This is a genomic window from Dietzia massiliensis (assembly GCF_018390595.1).
Lineage (GTDB): Bacteria > Actinomycetota > Actinomycetes > Mycobacteriales > Mycobacteriaceae > Dietzia > Dietzia massiliensis.
In genome coordinates, this window is the sequence record NZ_JAHBAV010000046.1 from 1 (window position 1) to 21,134 (window position 21,134).

Here is a 21,134-nt window from a genome sequence, read left to right on the forward strand (position 1 = left end):
GGGTGGGGCGTGGGTCAGCGGCCGGTGCCCGCGTAAACCTGCGCCTCCTCCTCGCCGCCCAGCTCGAACGCCGCGTGCAGGGCACGGACGCTGTCGGGCAGCTCGTCCTCGCGGACCAGCGCCGAGATGCGGATCTCCGAGGTCGAGATGAGCTCGATGTTGATACCCGCCTCGGACAGCGACTCACAGAAGGTGGCCGTGACGCCCGGGTGCGACTTCATGCCCGCGCCGACGAGGGAGACCTTGCCGACGTTGTCGTCGTAGAGCACCTGGTCGATGCCCAGATCGTCCTTGGCCTTGGACAGCACCTCGACCGCCTTGGCGCCGACCTCGCGCGGGCACGTGAAGGTGATGTCGGTCTTGCCCTCCGCCTTGGAGACGTTCTGCAGGACCATGTCGATGTTGATCTCGGCATCGGCGACGACGCGGAAGATCTTGGCCGCGTACCCCGGCTGGTCGGGGATGCCGACCACCGTGATCTTGGCCTCCGAGGCGTCGTGAGCGACTCCGGTCAGGACTGCGTCTTCCACGGGGATGTCCTCCACTTTTCCGGCCACGAGAGTGCCCGGGTTGGTCGAATACGAAGAGCGGACGCGCAGCGGCACGTGGTAGCGGCGGGCGAACTCGACGCTGCGCAGGTTGAGGATCTTGGAGCCGACCGCCGCCATCTCGAGCATCTCCTCGTACGAGATGGTGTCGAGCTTGCGGGCGTTCGGGACGATCCGCGGGTCGGACGTGTAGATGCCGTCGACGTCCGAGTAGATCTCGCACACGTCCGCGCCCAGCGCCGCGGCCATCGCGACCGCCGTGGTGTCGGATCCGCCGCGGCCGAGGGTGGTGACGTCGCGGGTCTCACGCGACACGCCCTGGAAGCCCGCGACGAGGGCGATCTTGCCCTGATCGAGCGCCTCGCGGACACGGCCCGGGGTGATGTCGATGATTCGGCTGTTGCCGTGTCGGGTGGTGGTGATGATGCCGGCCTGCGACCCGGTGAACGAGTAGGCCTCCATCCCGAACGAGCTGATGGCCATCGCGAGCAGCGCGTTGGAGATGCGCTCACCCGACGTCAGCAGCATGTCCATCTCGCGCTGCGGCGGCGAGGGACAGACCTGGTCGGCCAGGTCCAGCAGCTCGTCGGTCGTGTCGCCCATGGCCGAGGCGACGACCACGACGTCGTTGCCCGCCTTCCTGGTCTCCACGATCCGTTCGGCCACCCGACGGATACGTTCTGCGGACTCCACGGAGGAGCCGCCGTACTTCTGCACTACGAGTGCCACGCGGTCACACCCTTCCGGTGTTGATCGGCTTAACGCAGACCCACTTTACGGGAGGTGTTTACTCATGAGTGATGACTGAAACCTGGGCGGCAGTACTCCTCGCCCTCGCCTCCGCCCTCAGCCAGGCCTTCGGCACCGTGATGCGGCACCGCTCACCGCGCCGCGCGCAGGGTCGACGCGAGGGCGATTTCCACATCCTCACCAGCAGGTACTGGTGGACCGGCATGGCCATCAGCCTCGCCGGCTTCGTGTTCCAGGGGCTGGCGCTGATCTACGGTTCGCTCATCCTGGTCCAGACGATCACCGTCCTCTCACTCACCTTCGCCCTCCCGTTGGGCGCATGGGTGACCGGGCGGCGGGTCACCAAGACCGAACTGCTCTGGGGCCACGTCCTGGCGGGATGCGTGGTCGTGCTGGTGATCTACGGCCGGCCCACCGGTGGGGAGGCACATCCGCCCTGGTGGCAGTGGGCACTGGCCTGTGCGGCGGGCGTCCTCGTCGTCGTCGTCCTCCTCCGTCTCTCCCGCGCGCTCCGCGCCGACGGCAACCGTGCCCTGCTGCTGGGCGTGGCCGGCGGCACCGCGTTCGCCTACGTCGCGCTCCTCACCAAGGGCGTCGCCGACCGGTTCTACGAGGGCGGACCGCTGCTCGTGGCCACCACCGGCGAGGTGTACGGGCTCGTCGTGGCCGCCGTCCTCGCGCTGACGCTGCAACAGATGTCGTTCTCCGCCGGCGGCGTCCACCAGGCCGTCCCCGCCTCGACCGTCACCACGCCGGTGGTCTCGCTCGCGCTCGGCGTGGTGGTCCTCGGCGAATGGTTCGCGGTCGACGGCCCCGAGCTGGCGATCCTCGCAGTCACGCTCATCGTCATGGTCGTCGCGACGGTACGGCTCGCGCACAAGGAGGTCGACCCGGCGCCGTCAGTTGACGGGTCGGTGAACGGGTCGGGCGCGTCGGCGGACACGTCGGAGTCAGCGTCGGGCACGCCGCCTGGGACGGCGGCCGAGACCCCGTCCGGGACACCGTCGGTGATACCCCCCGACACGCGCCCTGAACCGCCCTCGCGGTAACGCGGGCACCGGCGGACGCGATTTTCCCGCCATGAGCACTCTCGCCGAGCGGCCCGACCTCGCCTCCCGATCGCCTAAGCTGAATCACATGCGCCTCACACGTCACACAGGTCGGCTTCTCTCAGCGATCGGCGCGGCCGTCGGGACAGTCGCCGCCACGCTCGCGGTCACGGCCCCCACCGCCGGCGCCGTGGTCGGCGGCGCACCCTCGGGCCCGGCGCCGTGGGCAGTGCAGATCACCACCTTCGGCGGCGTGCTCGGCGCGCCCTGCTCGGGAGTCGTCGTCCACCCGCGCTGGGTCGCCACCGCCGCCCACTGCGGCCCCACCGACCCCAACGCCTACACCCTCGGGTTCGGCAACTGGGCCACCGTGCCGGGCGGCTTCGCCACCACCGCCCCGCTCGCCACCCCGCAGGTCGTCGGCGCCTTCGGTTCCCTCGACACCGGCAGCTTCGGCCGTCACACCCCGGAAGCCGTCTACAAGGCCCCCGCCGGGGACTTCATGCTCATCAAGCTCCGCCACCCCGCGCCGTCGCCGTCCGTCCTGCGCGCCGGCGTCGACCCCGCCCCGGGCGCCGTCCTGCGCTTCCACGGCTTCGGCGAGACCACCCCCCGCGGCCTACGCTCGGCCGACCTGCGCACCGGGCTCACCCGCCTCGACCGGATGGAGCCCCGCGGCGGTTCCCGGATCGGCCGCTCGCACACCATCGAGGGCGGCTACGGCCTCGGCGACTCGGGCGGGCCCGTCTTCCAGGGCGACCGCCTCGTCGGCATCCACTCCGGCTCCGACCACGGTCGCCGCCAGCCGAACGGGACCAACCCCGCGTGGTACGAATCGATCCCGGCCCAGAACGGGTGGATCGACTGGATGATCACCCACCGGTGACAGCGGGCCCCTCCCCCACCCGAGACGCAGACAGATGCGCCGACCGACCCGCCGCCCCGACCCCGCGACGTGCGCCGGCGACGCGCCCGTGCCGAACCACGGCGCTATTTGCCACACTGGAGAAATGACCCCGCCGGAGCTCCTGATCCGTCGCGCCTCGCGCGCAGACCTGGACCTCGTGCTGTCCGCGGGCGACCTGTTCGACTCCCCGCCCACCGCCGAGTGGACGCAGGACTTCCTCGACCGCGGCTCGAACCTGCTCCTGATGGCCCTCCACGACGGGGTCCCGGTGGCGATGCTCGTCGCCGTGGAGACCGGCCACCTGGGAGACAGCCCCGACCTGTTCGTCTACGGCATCCGCGTCCGCGAGGACCTGCGCCGCCAGGGCATCGCGCACCGGCTCGTCGAAAAGGCCGTCTCGGTGGCCGAGGAAGCCGGCTGTCGACGCGTCTGGGGATCGATGCACGACGACGACGTCCGGGACCTGTGCCCCGGCTCCCCTCTGCGCACCCCGAACGACGTCACCGCCGGCCTCACCACCTTCGTCATTCCGATTCCGTGACGTCTGGCGGGAAGGTGTATGGTGACCTGCATGCAGCGCGTGCTCCTTCTTGGATGCCGCGGCGGGGCCCGCTAGAGCGGACCGGCTCCCCGTCGCGGGATCTCGTCGCGCCGGTCCGATCCTGAAACGATCGAACTCCACGGAAGTTGAGCCCCCGCTATGAATCCCGCTGACGCCTTCGTCTCGTCGTCGTCGACCCTGACGCCCCCCTCCAAGCCCGGCCGCCCCGACCAGCCGTCGTGGAACAAACAGCGCGGCTCCTCCATGCCGTGGCACCGGTACCGGCCGTTCGTCGAGGAGGTCGAGGACGTCTCGCTGCCCGACCGCACCTGGCCAGACGAGGTCATCACCCACGCCCCCCAGTGGTGCGCCGTGGACCTGCGCGACGGCAACCAGGCCCTGATCGACCCCATGAGCCCCGCGCGCAAGCGCCGCATGTTCGACCTGCTGGTGCGCATGGGCTACAAGGAGATCGAGGTCGGGTTCCCTTCCGCCTCGCAGACGGACTACGACTTCGTCCGCGAGATCATCGAGGACGACGCGATCCCGGACGACGTCACCATCCAGGTGCTGGTCCAGTGCCGCGAGGACCTCATCCGCCGCACCTTCGAGGCGTGCGAGGGCGCGTCTGACGTGATCGTGCACTTCTACAACTCCACGTCGATCCTCCAGCGCAAGGTCGTCTTCCGTAAGGACCGCGACGACATCAAGAAGATCGCCACCGACGCCGCCGAGCTGGTCACGTCGATCGCGAAGGACTACCCCGACACCAACTGGCGCTGGGAGTACTCCCCCGAGTCGTTCACCGGCACCGAGCTGGCCTTCTCCAAGGAGGTCTGCGACGCGGTCACCGAGGTCGTGGGCGCGACGCCGGAGAACCCGATCATCATCAACCTGCCGGCGACGGTCGAGATGGCCACGCCCAACGTCTACGCCGACCAGATCGAGTGGATGCACCGCAATCTGGCACACCGCGACTCGACCATCCTGTCGCTGCACCCGCACAACGACCGCGGCACCGGCGTGGCCGCCGCCGAGCTGGCCTTCCAGGCCGGTGCCGACCGCATCGAGGGCTGCCTGTTCGGCAACGGCGAGCGCACGGGCAACGTGTGCCTGGTGACCCTGGGCATGAACATGCTCACCCGCGGCGTCGACCCGCAGATCAACTTCTCCGACATGGACGAGATCCGCCGCACGGTCGAGTACGCCAACCAGCTGCCCGTCCCCGAGCGTCACCCCTACGGCGGCGACCTGGTCTTCACCGCGTTCTCCGGCTCGCACCAGGACGCCATCAACAAGGGCTTCGACGCCCTGCAGGCCGAGGCCGACGCCCGCGGCGAGGACATCACCGACATCACGTGGGAGGTCCCGTACCTGCCCGTCGACCCGAAGGACGAGGGCCGCACCTACGAGGCCGTCATCCGCGTGAACTCGCAGTCCGGCAAGGGCGGCGTCGCCTACATCATGAAGAGCGACTACGGCCTGCAGCTGCCGCGGCGCCTGCAGATGGAATTCTCACAGATCGTCCAGAACGTCACCGACTCTGAGGGCGGCGAGGTCACGCCCAAGGCCATGTGGGACATCTTCTCCCTCGAGTACCTGGACCGCATCTCGCCCATGGAGCGCATGTCCCAGGTGCTCTCGCCGGCCGAGACCGACGACGGCGAGGACTTCATCGAGGCCGTCATCAAGTGGAAGGGCGAGACGCGCGAGTTGACGGGGTCCGGTAACGGCCCCCTGGCGGCGTTCGTCGCCGCCCTGAACGAGATGTTCGACGACGAGGTGCGCATCCTCGACTACTCGGAGCACGCGATGACCGCCGGGGATGACGCGACCGCAGCCGCGTACGTCGAGGTGCAGTTCGGCAACCGGGTCTTCTGGGGTGTCGGCCGGGCCGGTTCCATCACCACCGCGTCCCTGCGCGCCGTGGTCTCCGCCGTGAACCGTGCGTACGCCGACGAGGCCGAGGGCGCCGAGGCCGTGGGTTCGGTCGAGGGCGCGCGTACCTGGGCCCCGTGACGGGCTGAGGCCCGGCGGGCTGGCGCGGCCCCGACCATCGAGAAGACCGTTCCGCACACATCACCCGAGTGAAGGTGTGCGGAACGGTCTTTTCGTGTACCCACGGCGCCCCCCGAACCTCATTTGTCGCGTGTATCACTCCGGTAACGATGGTCTCGATCCGATTACAACAAGCGCGTAATGTGGCGACGGGTCGCGCCGATAGGTATGGCGTCTGCCGTCCGTAAACATCAGTCTGGAGCTGTTATGTCCGTGACACGCCGTGGATTCCTTACAGCCGCATCGGTCGGCGTGGGCGCCGCCGTCGCCTCCTCCGTTCGCGGTCCCGTAGCCGGGGCCAACCCGTTCACCACCGGCTCCCTCGGCGTGGCTCAGGACCTCATGCAGTCGATCTCCACCGGCAGCGGCATGATCCAGCCCAACGGCCCGCTCGGCTTCGTGGGCGTCACGTTCCCGAGCCCGGAGGAGATCGCCGGCCGCATCCGGTTCGCGTTCCCCGACGGCTCCGTGGGCGACTGGCTCCCGCTCGAGGCGATGGACTCCGCTCCGGATGCCGGCAGCACGCCCGCCGCCGAGCTCGTCGCCGCGCCCGAGGGCGCCGTCGGCTACGAGGTGGACGCTCCCGCGGGCTCGGAGGCCACCGTCTTCGACGACGGCCGGGGCACCCCGCGCAACTACAGCCTCGGCAGCATCGGCCTGGCCGGCCTGCCGATCATCCCGCGTGCCGCGTGGGGCGCCGGGGACGTCTCCGGATTCCGGTGGGCGCCGACCTACTTCCCCGCGCAGTCAATCACGATCCACCACACCGCGGTCGTGCCCGGACCGGACCGCGCCGCGAGCGTGCGGGCGATCTACAACTACCACGCCAACACCCTGGGCTGGGGCGACGTCGGGTACCACCTGCTCATCGACCCCGAGGGCCGGATCTACCAGGGCCGCGGCGGCACGCCGGTGGGCAACCCGGTGTTCCAGTTCCCGCCCGTCGCGGGCATCGCTCCCCCGGTGGTCACCGCCGGACACCTGGGCGGCTTCAACAACGGCAACATCGGCATCAGCCTGCTGGGCGACTTCACCGGCGCGCCGCCGACCGCCGCCGCCGTGGGCGCGACCATCGACTGCGTGCGCGCCCTGTGCAACGCCACGGGCATCAACCCGCGGGCGGGCATCACGTACCGCAACCCGCAGGGCGGCGCGACACGAGCGATGATGGCGGTCTCGGGCCACCGCGACTGGGGCGGCACCGCGTGCCCGGGCAACTCCTTCTACCCGCAGATGCAGTTCATCCGCGACCACGCGGCCAACGGCTGGACGCCCACCGCGATCTCCTCGGCGGCCTTCGGCTCCTGACCGCGGCCGGGCCGCGCGGGCAGGGCGGTCGCAGCGCGCGGCCGCAGCGCGCGGCCGCGGCTCGCGGCCGCGCCGGGCCCTCAGCGCCGATCAGTCGCGGGCGCGCGTGGGCAGGAGCATCCCGAACACCCAGTTCACGAGACCGACCACGATCGCTCCGAAGAAGGCCGCCCAGAACCCGCTGACCACGTACTCGGCCCCGAACGGCTGGAACGTCGTGGTGATCCAGCCGGTCAGCATGAGCATCAGCGCGTTGACGACCAGCAGGAACAGCCCCAGCGTGATGATGGTCAGCGGTAGGGACAGCAGCTGGACGATCGGCTTGACCACTGCGTTGACCAGCGTGAACACCACCGCCACGATGAGCAGTGCGGTGATGGTCGGGACGTTCACCTCGTTCTCGATGGCGCCGGCGCCGGGCGCGTAGATGCCGGTGGTGTCGTGCAGGGCGATCCCCGGCACGATCAGCGTCGCCACCCACAGGGCGACGGCGTTGACGATCAGCCGCAGTACCAGCGCCATCGGAAGAGTCAGCTCCTCACATACTCATCGGCCACGTCGAGCGCGCGGTCGAAGATGTCCAGCCCCTCGTGGGCCTCGTCGGGTGTGATGATGCACGGCGGCACCACGTGGAAGCGGTTGTAGTTCATGAACAGCAGCAGCCCGTCCTTCTTCGCGGTCGCGAAGGTGCGCGCCATGGCCTCCGAGGATCCACCGTAGGGGGCGAGGGGCTCGCGTGTCTCGCGGTCGGCCACCATCTCCACCGCCCAGAACACGCCGAGGCCGCGGACCTCGCCGATCGACGGGTGCTTCTCGGCGAGTTCGCGCAGGCGCGGGCCGATCACGTCCTCGCCGATCATCTTCGCGTTCTCGACGATCTTTTCGTCGCGCATGAGGTTGATGGTCGCGACGACCGACGCGCAGGCCAGCGGGTGCCCGGCGTAGGTGAGGCCACCGGTGTAGGGCGTGGTCTCGAACGACGCGGCGATCCGGTCGTGGAGGATGACGCCGCCGAGCGGGACGTACCCGGAGTTGGAGCCCTTGGCGAAGGTGATGAGGTCGGGCGCCCAGTCGTCGTCGCCGGACCGGAAGTTGTCGAGGGCCATCCACTCGCCGGTGCGGCCGAAGCCGGACATGACCTCGTCGCAGATCATGACGATGCCGTACTTGTCGCAGATCTCGCGCACGCCCCGGAGGTAGTCGGCCGGCGGCACCATGATGCCGACGGTGCCGGGCACCGACTCGATGATGAGCGCGGCGAAGTGGTCGGGCCCCTCGAGCGCGATGAGCGAGTCGAGATGCTCGAGCGCGCGGTCGCATTCCTGCTTCTCGTTCTCCGCGTAGAACTGTGAGCGGTACAGGAACGGGGCGTGGAAGTGGACGGCTCCGGTGTTGCCCATGTCGTTGGCCCAGCGCCGGGTGTCGCCGGTGAGGTTCATCGAGGTCGTGGTGGCCCCGTGGTAACTGCGGAACGCCGAGAGGGTCTTGTGGCGGCCGGTGTGGCGGCGGGCCATGCGGACGGCGTGCTCGACGGCCTCGGTGCCGGCGTTGGTGAAGAACACGCGGTTCATCCCGGCGGGCGCGACCTCGGCGATGAGGCGGGCGGCCTCGGCGCGGGCGGCGTTGGCGTGAGCCGGGTTGATGGTGCACAGCTCGGCGGCCTGGTCCTGGATCGCCTTGACGACCACCGGGTGCTGGTGGCCGATATTGGTGTTGACCAGCTGCGAGGTGAAGTCGAGGAGACGGTTCCCGTCGCCGTCGGTCAGGTGGCAGCCCTCGGCGGCGGTGACGACCATCGGGTCGGTCGTGCCCCAGGCCGACCACGGGGTCAGGACGTGGGCACGTTCCTTCTCGTAGACCTCTCGGGCGGCGGCGTTCTGGGGTGCGGGCACGGGGAAGTACTCCTGTGGTCGACGGCGTTGTCCACGGCCATCATGTCAGTTCCGCGCCGCCCTCCCGGACGAGCGCTCCACGATGCGGAATCAGCTGCTGCGGCCGCCGTCGCCCGGTGCGTAGACCGACGCCGTCAGAAGAGCGCCTCCTGCGCACTGTCCACGGCCTGGGCGCCGGCGACGGGCCGGCCGGGGGCGACGTCGGCGAGCATCTCCTCGAACCGGGCGTACGGCACCAGCTCGAGCCCCTTCTTCCGCGCGAACGCGGTGCGTCCGCGCACCGCGCCGGGTGCGTCGCACACCGCGAGTGAGGTGCGAGACGAGATGCGGTCGGCCACGTAGAGACCGGCGTCGACGACGAGGGAGACGATCTCCTCCGGGTCGCGATCCACGTCCTGTGTGAAGACCACCTCCATGCCCTGCACCAGCCCGCCGCCCTGCTTCAGCCTCCCGGCCGGCCGCCACAGCCTGGGTGCGGCGAGGGCCTCCGCCCACACCGTGGACACCAGATACCCGGTCTCGGGGTGGGCCACCATGGCGTCGAGTTCGCGGACCGAGGGGCGCACGCCCTTCGCGGCGGCCACCTCGAGCAGACCGGCGAACACCCCGGCCAGCGCGAGGGCGTCGTCGTGGGCGTCGTGCGCGGCCCGCTGGTGCACGCCGAAGTGGGCGGCCAGCGTGGACAGTTTGAGGTCGGCGGTCGACAGGTGGAGCCGGCCGGCGAAGTCGAGGGTGCACACGAACCGCTCGAGCGGCGGCGCGAGCCCGGCCCGCCTGGCCTCGGCGGCGAGGAACGACGCGTCGAAGGCCGCGTTGTGGGCGACGACCGTCCTCCCGTCCAGCACCCGGCCCAACTCGGCCGCCACGTCCTGGAAGCGTGGTTTGCCCGCGAGGAGGGCCGGGGTGAGGCCGTGCACGTGGACGGGCCCCGGGTCCACCCCGGGGTTGAGCAGGGTCGCGAACTCCTCGACCACCTCGCCGTCGTCACCGATCACCACGGCGGCCACCGACAACACCCGGTCGACCGCCGGCGTCATCCCCGACGTCTCGACGTCCACCACGACCCAACCCGACATGCACCCATGGTCGCAGACCCCTCCGACATCCCGATCGCCACCGCCGCAGGTCATGGCGTTCACGCGCGCGTCATCGCGGTGTCGGTGTCGCGCTGGAGTCGTACCTCGCGGTCGGGGTGGCGGTGGTCGGCGGTGCGGCGCCGTTCTGACCGGGCGGCCTGCCTAGACTCGTCGCATGACCTCCCGCGCGATCACCGCACTCACCCCCCGCGGCCGGGCGGCCGTGGCCGTCTCCCGTCTCGCGACCTGGGCGTCGCGGGTGTCGGGGCGCGGGTCGGGCGGGATGATCGGCGGCCTCGTGGCGTTGAGACTCGACCCGGGTCTCATGCGCCAACTCGCGGCGGGCCGGCGAACGGTGCTGGTCACGGGGACCAACGGTAAATCGACGACGACGAGGATGGTCGCCTCCGCCCTGTCGACCGTGGGCCGGGTCGCCTCGAACACCGGCGGCGACAACATGGACGCCGGGATCGTCTCCGCCCTCGTGGCCGACAGTGTGGCCGGGTTGGCGGCCATCGAGGTGGATGAACTCCACACGCCGGCCGTCGCGGAGAACACCTCCCCGGAGGCGATCGTCCTGCTCAACCTCAGCCGGGATCAGCTCGACCGGGTGGGCGAGATCAACGCGATCGAGCGGCGGCTGCGGGCCGGGGTGGCCGCGCAGCCGCAGGCGACGGTGGTGGCGAACTGCGACGATGTCATGATCACCTCGGTGGCCTACGACAACCCGGAGGTCGTGTGGGTGGCGGCCGGGTCGGCGTGGGCGGGTGACTCGGTGAGCTGCCCGCGCACCGGGGAGCCGATCACGCGGACGATCGACGAGACGGGCGCGGTGCGGTGGCGGTCGACCGGCACCCTGCCCGACGGCCGGGAGTTCGCGCGGCCCGAGCCGGACTGGTGGGTCGACGACGAGGCGATCCACGGCCCCGACGGGTTCACCGCTCCCCTGTCCCTGGCGATACCGGGGCGGGCCAACCGCGGCAACGCGGCCCAGGCCGTGGCGGCCGCGGTGGCGATGGGCGCGGACCCGGCCGCCGCGGTCCGGGCGGTCGAGCAGGTCGACGACGTGGCCGGCCGCTACTCGACGGTCGACGTGGACGGGCGGTCCGCGCACCTGCTGCTGGCCAAGAACCCGGCCGGCTGGCAGGAGGCGCTGGGCATGATCGACACGTCGGCCGACGGCCTGGTGATCGCGGTGAACGGGCAGGTCGCCGACGGTGTGGACCTGTCATGGCTGTGGGACGTGCGGTTCGAGAGCTTCGAGGGCGTCACCGTGTACGCCTCGGGCGAGCGGGCCGCCGACCTCTCGGTGCGGCTGACCTACGCCGGGGTCCGCCACGAGCTGGAGCCGGATCCGCTGGCCGCGATCCGGCGCTGTCCCGCGGGACGGGTCGAGGTGCTGGCCAACTACACGGCGTTCCGTGACCTCGGGCGGGCCATGGCCGCCGCCGGGCACCGTCCCGTCGGCGCGGGGCCCGGTTCCGCGAGCGCAGAGACCGGTTCCCCGGCCGCCCGGAAGGAGCAGTGACGATGAGCGAGCATCACGCCGGCGAGAGCAATCCGGACCCGCGCGACGCGGGGGCCCGCCGGGAGGGCGCGTCCGCCTCCCCGCTGGACACCGTCGCCCCGGACTCGGCCCGGCCCACCGAGTCGACGGTGCGGATCGGGCTGGTCCTGCCCGACGTCATGGGCACCTACGGCGACGACGGCAACTCGCTGGTCCTGCGTCAGCGGCTCAGGTGGCGCGGCTACGACGCCGAGATCGTGCGGATCACCCTCGAGGACGCCGTCCCCGACTCGTGCGATCTCTACACGGTCGGCGGCGGCGAGGACGCGGCGCAGAAGCTCGCCTCCCGGCACCTTTCCGCATCGCCGGGTCTACAACGCGCGGTGGAGCGCGGGGCGCCGGTGCTGGCGATCTGCGCCGGCATGCAGGTGTTCGGTGAGTGGTTCGTCGTCTCGGACGGCTCGCGCGCGCCCGGGCTCGGCCTGCTGGACGTCACCACCTCGCCGCAGGCCACCCGCTCGATCGGCGAGCTGGTGGTGGCGCCGCAGGTCGCGGGACTGACGCAGCCGCTCACGGGCTTCGAGAACCACATGGGCGCCACCGTGTTGGGCCCGGACGCCGCTCCCCTGGGTCGCGTCACCTCAGGCGTCGGCAACGGCGTGCCGGACGGCCAGTCCGTGCCGGCGGGCGGGCTGGTCGAGGGCGTCGTGCAGGGCTCGATCATCGCCACCTACATGCACGGGCCGGTGCTGGCCCGCAATCCCGAGCTGGCCGACCTGCTGTTGTGCCGCGCGCTGGGCGTGGCCTCGCTGCCGCCGGTCGAGGTGCCGGCGGTGGAGCGGCTGCGCCGGGAGCGGATCGCGGCCGCCCGGCGCTGAGCAGCTTCTCCGGGTGCCTGCGCCGCCCGGCGCTGATCAGCGACGCTGTGGACCTGCGCCGCCTGCCGCTTCGTGCCCTCGACATCAGGCCCGTCCCTTCGGCATCGAGCCCGTCCCGCCACCTATCGGGTGGAACTCCACCTATGGGGCCCCGTAGGCGTAGCTCCATCCGATAGGCGGCGTTGGGGGTAGAGGTGGCGTTGCGGGTTGAGGCGGCGTCGCTGGCCCAGGTGAGCGCACCGCGGCCCGTGGCACGTGACACGGGACCCGAGACCCGGGACCGGGCCCGCCCGTCTCTCGGCCCGCCTGCGCGTCGGGGGTGGCGCGGGAGTCCGCGCCGCGAATCCCGGGCGGGCCGGGTTCGCTAGCATACCCTCGGACGCATGTGTGAACACCACGGCACCGCCACCCTCACCGGGTCCGTGACCCCTCCCGATCCCGCCGTCGAGGCGGCGCAGGTCCGCGCGATGTGGGAGCCACTCGGGCTGCCGGGCATCATCGACGTGCACACGCACTTCATGCCCCCGCGCGTGATGGCCAAGGTGTGGGACTACTTCGACGCCGCCGGGCCCAAGATCGGCCGCCCGTGGCCCATCACCTACCGCGAGGCCGAGGACGAGCGCGTCGAGCGGCTGCGGTCGTACGGGGTGCTGGCGTTCTCGTCGATGCTGTACCCGCACAAGCCCGACATGGGCGCGTGGCTCAACGCGTGGTCCGCGGAGTTCGCCTCTCGCCACCCCGACTGCCTGCACACGGCGACGTTCTTCCCCGAGCCGACGGCGGGCGCCTACGTCCGCGATGCCGTCGATGCCGGGGCGCGGGTGTTCAAGTCGCACATCCAGGTGGGCGAGTACGACCCCCGGGATCCGCTGCTCGACCCGGTGTGGGGCGTGTTGTCCGAGGCGCAGGTGCCGACGGTCATCCACTGCGGTTCGGGCCCGGTGGCCGGCGAGTTCACGGGTCCTGAGCCGGTGGCCGACGTGCTCGAGCGCTTCCCCGAGCTGCCGCTGATCGTCGCCCACATGGGCATGGGCGAGTACTCGGATTTCCTCGATCTGGCCGAGCGGTACGAGAACGTCTATTTGGACACGACGATGGCCTTCACGGACTTCGTGGAGGAGACCACGCCCTTCCCGCCTGCCGAGCGTGCTCGGCTGGCCGACCTGGGCCACAAGGTGCTCCTGGGCACCGATTTCCCGAACATCCCGTACCCGTACGCCCATCAGCTCGGGGCCCTGGCCGGGCTCGGGCTGGGCGAGGACTGGCTACGGGCGGTGTGGCACGGAAACGCCGCGCGACTCTTCGGCCTCTGACTCCGTGCCCGGGTAGCCGATCTCCGGGTCCGCGGCGGGATCGGCCGCGGCCGAGGCGCCCGTGTCCGGGGCGGGCACGGCCGGCTGCGCGGGGTCGACCTGCTCGGGCCGCAGCACGCCGCCCGATCGCGCCGGCTGCGCGGGGCCACCGGAGAGGATGCGACGCCCTGACAGCGCGCTGCCCAGGGTGAGCTCGTCGGCGAACTCCAGGTCGGCGCCCATGGGCAGGCCGGAGGCCAGGCGGCTCACGATGAGGTCGGGGAACGGTCGCAGGAGGCGGGCCAGGTAAGTGCTGGTCGCTTCGCCGGTGGTGTTGGGATCGGTGGCGATGATGATCTCGGCGATCTCCTCGCCCTCGACCTCGGCCCCGACCCGCCGCATGAGTCCGGCGATGCGTAGTTCGTTGGGTCCGATGCCGTTAATCGGGTCGAGCGCGCCGCCGAGCACGTGGTAGAGCCCGCGGAACTCCCGGGTGCGCTCGATGGCCTCGATGTCCTTGGGCTCCTCGACCACGCAGATGAGGGTGGGGTCGCGGCGGGGATCGGAGCAGATACGGCAGCGCTCGGCCGCCGCGACGGTGCCGCAGACCTCGCAATAGGTGACGCCCTCCACCACCGCCTGCAGCGCGGAGCGGAGGCGTTCGACCGACTCGGGCTCGGCCTGCAGCAGGTGGAACGCCAGGCGCTGCGCGGACTTCGGCCCGATGCCCGGCAGCTTGCCGAACTCGTCGATCAGGTTCTGGACCGGTCCCTCGTACATCGCGCTTTCCTGTGTTCTTGCTGGCCCGGCGACGGTTGCGTCGTCGGGTGGCGGGCCCCGGGGCGCGGCGGCCCCGGGTGGCGGGACCCGGCGCTACACCGGGTCCCGCGGGCTCACATGCCCAGGCCGCCCATCATGTCGCCGAGGCCGCCGCCGGAGGCGAGCGGCCCGAGGCGGGACTCCGCGAGTTCCTGAACCTTGGTGTGCGCGTCGCCGAACGCGCCGACGAGCAGGTCCTGCAGCGTCTCGACGTCCTCGGGGTCGACGACCTTCGGGTCGATGGTCACGCCGGTGACCTCGCCGGTACCGCGCATGGAGACGGTGACGAGCCCGCCGCCCGCCTGCCCGTCGACCGTGCTCGCGGCGATCTCCTGCTGCGCCTCGGCGAGCTGGGCCTGCATCTGCTGGGCCTGCTGGAGCAGGGCGTTCATGTCGGGTCCGGGCTGCATGGCTGGGGTCCTTTCGGCGGTGTGCGGGCGGTGGTGCGGTCGTGCCTGGTCCTGCCGGGGCGGCCCCGGTCGGTCGACGTCCAGCGTAACCGTCAGCTGGGACACCGTGCCCCGGCGCGCGGCGGGCCGGGTGGGTCAGCGCTCGAGCGGACGGGCCCCGAGGTGCTCCTTGAGCAGGGCCAACGCGATGTCCTCGCCGGTGCGGTGGTCCAGATTCTGGGGGCCGCTCCGTGCCTCGTCGACCATCTCGTCCTCGCTGACCGGCGGCGGGGGCGGGCTGTCCGGTTCGCCCGGCTCGGGGTCGGGCTCCTCGGGCGGAGGCGGGATATCGTCGTAGCCACCTCGGCCGCCGCTCTCGCCCTGCGGGGCGTCCGCGGCGCGGAGACGACGTTCCCAGCCCCGCGGCTCACCCTGTCGGGGAGAACCGGGGGCGTCAGTAGGGCCCGCGGAGGACCCCCGCCCGGGTGCTGGTGGAGCCGCCTCCGGGGCGGCCGGGGTGCCTCCGGCACCTGCGGGCGCGCTTCCGGAGGTGCAGCGGATGGTCCAGTCGCCGCCCACGACCTCCGTGATCGAGTCCGTGATCGCGGTCGCGTTGTGCGGTTGGGACAACCGCTTGGCCAGTGGCGCGTAGTCGTGGACCAGGTGGATCACCCGGCCGTCCACGCCCGCGACCGTCGCGCCGGCGAGCATCACCTCGACCGTGCGGGTGCGGGTACGGACGGCCTCGCGGATCGCCGGCCACGCGCGGCGGATGTCCTCGGCCTCGATACCGGGAGCCGAAGCCGCAGCCGCCGGCTGTCCGGGTTCGGGCGCGGCCTCGGGGCCCGACTCGGGATCGGTGGGCGTCGGCGACTGCGAGCCCGGGGCGGAGGACTGCTGCGCGGGCTGCGACGGGGCCCCCGGCTCGAGCTGCTGAGCGGGACGGTCCCGCCACGGGTCGTCGGTCTCCGCCGCCGATCCCGCGTCGGGCGCGGGAGCGGGAGTGGGAGCGGGTGTCGGCTCCGCCGACGGGCGGTCCGTGCGCGACGGGCTGCCCGAGTCGGGACGGGCAGGAGCCTGGGCGTGGACGTGGGCGTGCGGCTCCGGGGCCTGGTCTTGCGGCTCCCGGCTGGACACCGCCGGCTGCCGCGGATCCGGGGCGGACGCCGCGGCAACCGCATCGGGGGCGGGAGCGGACGCCGGCGGCTGCGGCGGCTCCTGTGACGGCTCCCCGGAGCCGGCGGGCGGCGACGACTGATGGTCCGCCTGCTGCTCGGCGACGGACTCGCCGGGCACGGCCGGCGCGGCCGGATCGGCAGCCACGGCCGGCTCACTCGGCGCGGGCTCCGCGGCGGGTGGCGCGGCAGGCGCCATACCCTGGCCCGCGGACGCAGGCGGTGCGGCAGGCGTGGGAGCCGCAGGCGGCGCGACAGCCGGCACACCCTGGCCCGCCGGCGCGGCGGCGGGCGGCGCCGGCTGCGCTGCGGCCTCCGCGGCCTGCTGCTGCGACCGGCGGACGAACTTGGGGCGCCCCCCCGCCGGCGCCGCGGACTGCGGGGCCGGCCCGCCGGCAGAGCCGGTGCGGGCTTCGTCGTCGTCGCCCCCTACCCCGCCACCCGGCGCGGGCGCGCCACCAGCGCCACCCGCGGCGACCGGCGCGGCGCCAGGGCGCACGGCCCCCGACTCCAACGACTCGACGCGCTGGAGCAGGGCGGCCATGGAATCATCGGCCGACGGCAGCAGCAGCTTGGCGCAGAGGATCTCCAGCAGCAGCCGCGGCGAGGTGGCCCCACGCATCGACGCCATGCCCTCGTGCACCATGTCCGCACACCGCGCCAGGGTGGCGGGGCCGATCTGCTCGGCCTGCCGCCTCATGGTCTCGGCCTGCTCGACCGGGGCGTCGACCAGCCCGCGCTCGATCGCCTGCGGCACGGATTGCACCATGATGAGGTCGCGCAGCCGCTGGAGGAGGTCGGCGGCGAACCGGCGTGGGTCGTGCCCCGCCTCGACGACCTTGTCGACGGTCCGGAACAGGGTCGCGCCGTCGGAGGCGGCCAGGGCGTCCACCGAGTCGTCGATGAGCGCGACCTCGGTGGCCCCCAGCAGGCTCACCGCGCGCGGATAGGTGATGCCCTCCTCGCCGGCGCCGGCCATGAGCTGGTCGAGCACGCTGAGCGTGTCACGCGGCGAGCCCCCGCCCGCGCGGATCACCAGCGGGAACACGGTGGGCTCGACCTTCACGCCCTCCTGGTCGCAGATCCGCTCGAGCAACCCCCGCATCGACGACGGAGTGAGCAGCCGGAACGGGTAGTGGTGCGTGCGCGAGCGGATGGTGGGCAGCACCTTCTCCGGCTCGGTGGTGGCGAAGATGAAGATGAGGTGCTCCGGCGGCTCCTCCACGATCTTGAGCAGCGCGTTGAAGCCCGCATTGGTGACCATGTGGGCCTCGTCGATGATGAGGACCCGGTACCGCGACGACGCCGGCGCGAAGAACGCCCGCTCGCGCAGGTCACGCGTGTCATCGACGCCACCGTGGCTGGCCGCGTCGAGCTCGGTGACGTCGAGCGTCCCGTTGCCGCCGGGCGCGAGCGCCACGCACGAGTCGCACTCACCGCACGGGGTGGCCGTGGGCCCGTGCACGCAGTTGAGCGAGCGCGCGAGGATGCGGGCGGACGAGGTCTTGCCGCAGCCGCGCGGGCCGGAAAAGAGGTAGGCGTGGTTGATACGACCGGAGGACAGCGCCACCGACAGCGGTTCGGTGACGTGCTCCTGGCCCACGACCTCGGCGAAGGAGGCGGGGCGGTACTTCCGATAGAGAGCCACGCCTAGAGGGTACCCAGGGGGTACGACGACGATGAGATCGATCGCGTCCCGACGGGCGCCCCGCGGGTGGGCGCGCTTTTCAGCAGAAATGACCGGAGGGGCCGCGACTGGCGCAGCCCCTCCCGACGTCCCTCGCGCGCGGATCGGGCCCCCTCAGACCCCCGCAGCACGGTTCCCGAACCGATACCTGACACCGGCCCCTCACAGCCCCTCAGCTGTACTCCGATGTCCGCATCCCTCTGGCCCGGACGGAATTGATACAACCAGATGACCCACTCGCGGGACAAGGCGTTGCTGTTGCTGACAATTGCTCAACAATCGCCCCGCCACGCGTTTGTGCATGTCACACGGTTACCTATCCTTCGATACGCAGTGCCCAGCATGCGGGAACGTGTCTGAGATCACTCGCAGCTAGATCCGCTGGTCACTTCGGGGTTGAGCGCCGGGCCGACCGCAGATCGGAGTCCACTCCGGTAAGAACCCGGATTAACGTTAGCGAGGCAACTGTTACAGCGGTCCCGCCCACCGGGACGTCAGCCGGCGAGCGCCGCGCGGCACGCCGCGAGCAGCGCGCACAGACCCACCACGTCCATCGCGGTCTCGACCTCGGCGAGCGGCGGGAGGGTGGGCGCCAGGCGGATGTGCCGGTCGTCGGGATCCTGCCCGTAGGGGTAGGCCGAGCCGGCGGGGGTCAGCGCGACCCCGACCTCCTTGGCCAGGCGCACGGTCTCGGTCGCGGTCCCGTCGACCACCTCGAGGTCGATGAAGTACCCACCCTCGGGTCGGGTCCAGCGGGCGACGTCGTACTCGCCGAGACGGCGGGTCAGCGCGGCGGCCGCGGCCTCGAACTTCGGCGCGATCACCTCGCGGTGGCGGAGCATGTGGGCGCGCACCCCCTCGGCGTCGCCGAAGAAGCGCGCGTGCGCGAGCTGGTTGACCTTGTTCGGGCCGATCGTGCGCACGGAGGTGTGGCCGAGGTACCAGTCCAGGTTCGCCGAGGACGACGACAGGAACGACACGCCCGCGCCGGCGAAGGTGATCTTGGAGGTCGAGCAGACCTGCCAGAAGCGGTTGGGGTGCCCGGCCTCGGCGGCCAGGGCGTCCACGTCCGGCACCTTGGGGAAGTCCTCGGTGAGCGTGTGGACGACGTAGGCGTTGTCCCACACCACGCGGAAATCAGGGGCGGCGGTGGCCATGCGCGCCAGGCGGGAGACGGTGTGGTCGTCGTAGACCGCGCCGGTGGGGTTGGCGAAGATCGGCACGCACCAGATGCCCTTGATGGACGGGTCGGCGGCCACGAGGCGCTCGACCTCGTCCATGTCCGGACCTGTGGGCCCGAGCGGCACGGGGATCATCTCGATGCCGAGGGACTGCGTGATGGAGAAGTGCCGGTCGTACCCGGGCACCGGGCACAGCCAGCGGAGGGTGGGCTCGTCCTTCCAGGGCCGCTGCGAGTCGGGCGTGCCGAACAGCATGGAGAACACGAGCAGGTCGTACATGATCGACAGGCTGGCGTTGTCCTGGGCGATCACCCGGCCCGTCTCGACGCCCAACAGTTCTGCGATGATCGACCGCAGCTCGGGGAGCCCGGCGCCGCCGCCGTAGTTACGCACGTCGGTCGTGCCGGCCAGGTGGTCCCCCTCCCCCGGCAGGGACAGCAGCCCCTCCGAGAGATCGAGCTGTTCGGGCGAGGGCTTCCCGCGGGTGAGATCCAGGGCGAGGCCTTTGTCCGCGAGCGCGTCGTACTCGGCGGCCAGTCGCGACTCGAGGCGAGCGAGTTCGTCGGCGGGGAGATCGGACAGCGCCACGGTGGCCTCCGGCGTGGGTCGACTACATCGGTGGTGTTGGTGCCCTAAGACATGTCCCAAGACATAAGGGGACCCCGCGCACCCGCCAGAGCCCGCTGACCCTTGCTGCCTTCCGGCCCTGGGGGAGTTCACAGGATGGACGCCGCGCGGGGTCCGGGTACGAGTCTAGCCGGGCCACCCCCTAGCCCGCACGCCACCCACCCCGGAGGACGACGGTTTGCCTCCGCTCGGCCTTCCTCGGTATTGTCCTCCACGGAGGATTCGCCTAGTGGCCTATGGCGCTCGCCTGGAACGCGGGTTGGGGTTTATAGCCCCTCAGGGGTTCAAATCCCCTATCCTCCGCCGCGGACGCGGCCCGGAGCTCGGCGAGCACCGGGCCGCGTCGCTCATTTCGGCGCCCGCGACGGGCTCGGCCGTCCATTCACCCGGCCCCGCCCCGCGCCGTGGGTAGAGTCGCGATCGTGACCGAGACCGCAGGCCACGACGTCGCCCTCAGGGTGCTCGTCTACAGCAACGACGCCGCCACCCGCGGTCGCGTCATGTCCGCCCTCGGCACCCGCCCGCATCCGGATTTGCCCCGGCTCGACTATGTCGAGGTCGCGACGGCACCGGTCGTCGTCGAGCACATGGACGCCGGCGGCATCGACTTGGCGATCCTCGACGGCGAGGCCACCCCCACCGGCGGGCTGGGCCTGGCCAAGCAGCTGCGTGACGAGCTCGACCGTTGCCCGCCTCTACTGGTGCTGATCGGCCGCGCGGACGACCGCTGGCTCGCCGACTGGTCGCGGGCCGACGCCTCGGTGCCGCACCCGATCGATCCGCTGCGTCTCCGCGACACCGTCAACGCGCTCCTCGCCCCGGCCTGAGCGCCGCCGCGCGCGCCCGCCACGCCGTCTGAGCTGCCCCGACACACTGTTCGGCCGAACTCCGGACATACGTCAACTCAGTGTGAGTAGAGTCACACTCACGGGCCGGGAAGAGACCGGCCCGCCGGGGAGTCGGACGGCCGGAACCCCACATCCGGACGCCCGACCTCCCACAGCGGTTGCCTGCAGAGGCGCGCCCACCGGCGGCCTCTGACGCTCAAGCGCGAGGAGTGATGCGGTCATGAACGAGTACGTGCCCATCCTGGTCCTGGGGGCCCTGGCCGTCGCCTTCGCGGTCTTCTCCTCGGTGGTGTCCTCGGTGGCGGGGCCGAGACGCTTCAACCGCGCAAAGCTCGAGGCCTACGAGTGCGGCATTCAGCCCACTCCGCAGCCGGTCGGCGGCGGCCGCTTCCCGGTGAAGTTCTATCTCACGGCGATGCTGTTCATCATCTTCGGCATCGAGATCCTCTTCCTCTACCCGTGGGCCGTCCACTTCGACCAGCTGGGCGTGTTCGGCCTGGCCGCGATGGCACTGTTCGTCGTCAACGTCTCCGTCGCCTACGCCTACGAGTGGCGGCGCGGCGGGCTGAGCTGGGACTGACCCGGGAATCGTCGAGAGGAGA

Annotated in this window: 17 protein-coding genes, 1 tRNA gene, 1 other RNA gene and 1 pseudogene; 11 read left to right on the forward strand and 9 right to left on the reverse strand. The window is 71.6% G+C overall.

Features of this window, described 5'->3' with window-relative positions:
* Nucleotides 1-14: 14 nt before the first annotated feature.
* Complete coding sequence (locus tag KHA85_RS12445) at nt 15-1,277, reverse strand: aspartate kinase (protein ID WP_063972171.1); 1,263 nt, start codon at nt 1,275-1,277, stop codon at nt 15-17.
* 71 nt (nt 1,278-1,348) lie between these two features.
* On the opposite strand from KHA85_RS12445, the gene KHA85_RS12450 reads away from it, so the two are divergent.
* From KHA85_RS12450 to KHA85_RS12470, 5 genes are all read left to right on the forward strand, one after another.
* The gene (locus KHA85_RS12450; RefSeq protein WP_213186018.1) at nt 1,349-2,347 is read left to right on the forward strand and encodes a DMT family transporter; all 999 of its coding nucleotides are present in this window, start codon (nt 1,349-1,351) and stop codon (nt 2,345-2,347) included.
* 88 nt (nt 2,348-2,435) lie between these two features.
* On the forward strand, nt 2,436-3,233 hold the full coding sequence (locus tag KHA85_RS12455; RefSeq protein ID WP_082767814.1) for a trypsin-like serine protease: 798 nt from the start codon (nt 2,436-2,438) through the stop codon (nt 3,231-3,233).
* 124 nt (nt 3,234-3,357) lie between these two features.
* Nucleotides 3,358-3,795, forward strand: a complete 438-nt coding sequence (locus KHA85_RS12460) for a GNAT family N-acetyltransferase (RefSeq protein ID WP_213186019.1) — start codon at nt 3,358-3,360, stop codon at nt 3,793-3,795.
* A gap of 159 nt (nt 3,796-3,954) precedes the next feature.
* Entirely contained in the window at nt 3,955-5,814 is a 1,860-nt protein-coding gene (leuA, locus tag KHA85_RS12465; RefSeq protein WP_213186020.1) for a 2-isopropylmalate synthase, read from the forward strand.
* Nucleotides 5,815-6,060: 246 nt separating this feature from the next.
* Nucleotides 6,061-7,161, forward strand: a complete 1,101-nt coding sequence (locus KHA85_RS12470; protein ID WP_213186021.1) for a peptidoglycan recognition protein family protein — start codon at nt 6,061-6,063, stop codon at nt 7,159-7,161.
* A gap of 90 nt (nt 7,162-7,251) precedes the next feature.
* On the opposite strand, the gene KHA85_RS12475 is transcribed toward KHA85_RS12470, so the two are convergent.
* From KHA85_RS12475 to KHA85_RS12485, 3 genes are all read right to left on the reverse strand, one after another.
* Entirely contained in the window at nt 7,252-7,683 is a 432-nt protein-coding gene (locus KHA85_RS12475) for a phage holin family protein (RefSeq protein ID WP_061229682.1), read from the reverse strand.
* An 8-nt stretch (nt 7,684-7,691) separates the two neighbouring features.
* The gene (locus KHA85_RS12480; RefSeq protein WP_213186022.1) at nt 7,692-9,053 is read right to left on the reverse strand and encodes an aspartate aminotransferase family protein; all 1,362 of its coding nucleotides are present in this window, start codon (nt 9,051-9,053) and stop codon (nt 7,692-7,694) included.
* A 134-nt stretch (nt 9,054-9,187) separates the two neighbouring features.
* Nucleotides 9,188-10,129, reverse strand: a complete 942-nt coding sequence (locus KHA85_RS12485; protein ID WP_213186023.1) for an exonuclease domain-containing protein — start codon at nt 10,127-10,129, stop codon at nt 9,188-9,190.
* Nucleotides 10,130-10,304: 175 nt separating this feature from the next.
* On the opposite strand from KHA85_RS12485, the gene KHA85_RS12490 reads away from it, so the two are divergent.
* The 3 genes from KHA85_RS12490 to KHA85_RS12500 all read left to right on the forward strand — a co-directional run bounded on the left by KHA85_RS12490 (nt 10,305) and on the right by KHA85_RS12500 (nt 13,827).
* Nucleotides 10,305-11,657, forward strand: a complete 1,353-nt coding sequence (locus tag KHA85_RS12490) for a MurT ligase domain-containing protein (protein ID WP_213186024.1) — start codon at nt 10,305-10,307, stop codon at nt 11,655-11,657.
* Nucleotides 11,654-12,514: a type 1 glutamine amidotransferase gene (locus KHA85_RS12495; RefSeq protein ID WP_213186025.1), complete on the forward strand. Its 861-nt coding sequence runs from the start codon at nt 11,654-11,656 to the stop codon at nt 12,512-12,514. Before KHA85_RS12490 ends, KHA85_RS12495 begins: the two co-directional genes overlap by 4 nt.
* 383 nt (nt 12,515-12,897) lie before the next feature.
* Nucleotides 12,898-13,827 (forward strand): amidohydrolase family protein, encoded by a 930-nt coding sequence (locus KHA85_RS12500; RefSeq protein WP_213186026.1) that lies wholly within the window; start codon nt 12,898-12,900, stop codon nt 13,825-13,827.
* A 153-nt stretch (nt 13,828-13,980) separates the two neighbouring features.
* On the opposite strand, the pseudogene recR reads toward KHA85_RS12500, so the two are convergent.
* From recR to ffs, 5 genes and pseudogenes are all read right to left on the reverse strand, one after another.
* Nucleotides 13,981-14,586: pseudogene (gene recR / locus KHA85_RS12505) on the reverse strand (recombination mediator RecR); the annotation flags it as partial.
* Between the two features lie 113 nt (nt 14,587-14,699).
* Nucleotides 14,700-15,035, reverse strand: coding sequence for a YbaB/EbfC family nucleoid-associated protein (locus KHA85_RS12510; RefSeq protein WP_007632582.1), 336 nt, complete (start codon nt 15,033-15,035; stop codon nt 14,700-14,702).
* Between the two features lie 135 nt (nt 15,036-15,170).
* Complete coding sequence (locus KHA85_RS12515) at nt 15,171-17,837, reverse strand: DNA polymerase III subunit gamma and tau (RefSeq protein WP_213186028.1); 2,667 nt, start codon at nt 17,835-17,837, stop codon at nt 15,171-15,173.
* A 533-nt stretch (nt 17,838-18,370) separates the two neighbouring features.
* On the reverse strand, nt 18,371-19,645 hold the full coding sequence (locus KHA85_RS12520) for an aspartate aminotransferase type Ic (protein WP_213186029.1): 1,275 nt from the start codon (nt 19,643-19,645) through the stop codon (nt 18,371-18,373).
* Between the two features lie 63 nt (nt 19,646-19,708).
* Nucleotides 19,709-19,803, reverse strand: an RNA gene (gene ffs / locus KHA85_RS12525) — signal recognition particle sRNA small type.
* A gap of 96 nt (nt 19,804-19,899) precedes the next feature.
* Here ffs and KHA85_RS12530 point away from each other — a divergent pair.
* The 3 genes from KHA85_RS12530 to KHA85_RS12540 all read left to right on the forward strand — a co-directional run bounded on the left by KHA85_RS12530 (nt 19,900) and on the right by KHA85_RS12540 (nt 21,112).
* Nucleotides 19,900-19,987: transfer RNA gene (locus tag KHA85_RS12530), tRNA-Ser, on the forward strand.
* A gap of 119 nt (nt 19,988-20,106) precedes the next feature.
* Complete coding sequence (locus KHA85_RS12535; RefSeq protein WP_213186030.1) at nt 20,107-20,511, forward strand: Rv3143 family two-component system response regulator; 405 nt, start codon at nt 20,107-20,109, stop codon at nt 20,509-20,511.
* Nucleotides 20,512-20,752: 241 nt separating this feature from the next.
* A complete protein-coding gene (locus KHA85_RS12540) occupies nt 20,753-21,112 on the forward strand; it encodes an NADH-quinone oxidoreductase subunit A (RefSeq protein WP_108846452.1) in 360 nt (119 codons plus the stop codon).
* The last annotated feature ends 22 nt before the right edge of the window (nt 21,113-21,134 follow it).